Here is a 2,500-nt window from a genome sequence, read left to right as displayed (position 1 = left end):
AGCTGGTTCTCCGCGAAAACTATTTAGGTAGTGCGTCGATCGAATACCTCAGGGGGTAGAGCACTGGATGGGCTATGGGGACTCACCGTCTTACTGATCCTAACCAAACTCCGAATACCTGAGAGTACTAATCGGCAGACACACGGCGGGTGCTAACGTCCGTCGTGAAGAGGGCAACAACCCTGACCTCCAGCTAAGGTCCCCAAGTCATGGCTAAGTGGGAAAGGATGTGAGGATCCCAAAACAACCAGGATGTTGGCTTAGAAGCAGCCATCATTTAAAGAAAGCGTAACAGCTCACTGGTCTAAATAAGGGTCTTTGCGCCGAAAATGTAACGGGGCTAAAGCCATGCACCGAAGCTGAGGATGTGCAGTAATGCACGTGGTAGCGGAGCGTTCCGTAAGCCTGTGAAGGGACAGTCGTGAGACATCCTGGAGGTATCGGAAGTGCGAATGTTGACATGAGTAACGATAAAGGGGGTGAGAGACCCCCTCGCCGAAAGACCAAGGGTTCCTGCTTAAAGTTAATCTGAGCAGGGTTAGCCGGCCCCTAAGGCGAGGCAGAAATGCGTAGTCGATGGGAACCACGTTAATATTCGTGGGCCTGGTGGTAGTGACGGATCACACAAATTGTACAGTCTTACTGGATTGATTGTGCAGTGGAGTGGTTCCAGGAAATAGCTCCACCGTATAGACCGTACCCGAAACCGACACAGGTGGTCAGGTAGAGTATACCAAGGCGCTTGAGAGAACTATGTTGAAGGAACTCGGCAAATTGCACGCGTAACTTCGGAAGAAGCGTGACCCCTTTTTACGCAAGTGGAGAGGGGTGGCACAGACCAGGGGGTAGCGACTGTTTATCAAAAACACAGGGCTCTGCGAAGTCGCAAGACGACGTATAGGGTCTGACGCCTGCCCGGTGCTGGAAGGTTAAGAGGAGAGGTGCAAGCTTTGAATCGAAGCCCCAGTAAACGGCGGCCGTAACTATAACGGTCCTAAGGTAGCGAAATTCCTTGTCGGGTAAGTTCCGACCTGCACGAATGGCGTAACGACTTCCCCGCTGTCTCCAACATAGACTCAGTGAAATTGAATTCCCCGTGAAGATGCGGGGTTCCTGCGGTCAGACGGAAAGACCCCGTGCACCTTTACTATAGCTTTACACTGGCATTCGTGTCGGCATGTGTAGGATAGGTGGTAGGCTTTGAAGCTTGGACGCCAGTTCGAGTGGAGCCATCCTTGAAATACCACCCTTATCGTCATGGATGTCTAACCGCGGTCCGTTATCCGGATCCGGGACAGTGTATGGTGGGTAGTTTGACTGGGGCGGTCGCCTCCGAAAGAGTAACGGAGGCGCGCGATGGTGGGCTCAGACCGGTCGGAAATCGGTCGTCGAGTGCAATGGCATAAGCCCGCCTGACTGCGAGACTGACAAGTCGAGCAGAGACGAAAGTCGGTCATAGTGATCCGGTGGTCCCGCGTGGAAGGGCCATCGCTCAACGGATAAAAGGTACGCCGGGGATAACAGGCTGATGACCCCCAAGAGTCCATATCGACGGGGTTGTTTGGCACCTCGATGTCGGCTCATCGCATCCTGGGGCTGGAGCAGGTCCCAAGGGTTTGGCTGTTCGCCAATTAAAGCGGTACGTGAGCTGGGTTCAGAACGTCGTGAGACAGTTCGGTCCCTATCTGCCGTGGGTGTAGGAATATTGACAGGATCTGTCCCTAGTACGAGAGGACCGGGATGGACATATCTCTGGTGGACCTGTTGTCGTGCCAACGGCATAGCAGGGTAGCTATATATGGAATGGATAACCGCTGAAGGCATCTAAGCGGGAAACCAACCTGAAAACGAGTATTCCCTATCAGAGCCGTGGAAGACGACCACGTTGATAGGACGGGTGTGGAAGCAGGGTAACCTGCGAAGCTTACCGTTACTAATAGCTCGATTGGCTTAATCGTTCTCATTGACCATGCTCATCAAAGCCACAGGCTTTGATGATGCCATCTGTTTTGTTCTCACGCTGACGCGATCTTCAATCGCTACGCTGCGAACCACGCGCCGAACATTCGGCGACGCGCCTTGCGCTTGCGGACTTCGTCCGAGCCAGAGCAAGGGAAACTAAACAAGACGTGTTCACAAAACAAGAAAACGGGCATCGCCCGCCAGCTTCTCATCAACATTGCCCTTAGCTGACCTGGTGGTCATGGCGGGGCGGCCGCACCCGTTCCCATTCCGAACACGGCCGTGAAACGCCCCTGCGCCAATGGTACTTCGTCTTAAGACGCGGGAGAGTAGGTCGCTGCCAGGTCTGCTAAGCGCAATGTTGTAAAGACGTCAAAACACTCTTCTCTCACAAACTTCGGCCCCGCCGAAACAAAAGGGTCGCTCAAAGCGGCCCTTCTTACGTTAAAATAAAATATAACGCGGGGTGGAGCAGCCCGGTAGCTCGTCAGGCTCATAACCTGAAGGCCGCAGGTTCAAATCCTGCCCCCGCAACCAA

General features: G+C 53.7%; 1 tRNA gene and 2 rRNA genes (1 of these 3 cut by a window edge). All 3 read left to right on the top strand.

Annotated features, from left to right (window positions below):
* Positions 1 to 1,958 (top strand): 23S ribosomal RNA (locus ASB66_RS25925) (it extends 841 nt beyond the left edge of the window).
* 235 nt (positions 1,959 to 2,193) lie between these two features.
* Positions 2,194 to 2,308: ribosomal RNA gene (gene rrf, locus ASB66_RS25920) — 5S ribosomal RNA — on the top strand.
* 114 nt (positions 2,309 to 2,422) lie between these two features.
* Positions 2,423 to 2,499: transfer RNA gene (locus tag ASB66_RS25915), tRNA-Met, on the top strand.
* Position 2,500 lies beyond the last annotated feature (1 nt).

Source organism: Gillisella vitis (assembly GCF_001541345.2).
Classification (GTDB): Bacteria; Pseudomonadota; Alphaproteobacteria; order Rhizobiales; family Rhizobiaceae; genus Allorhizobium; species Allorhizobium vitis.
This window is presented reverse-complemented; position numbering and strand designations above follow the sequence as displayed.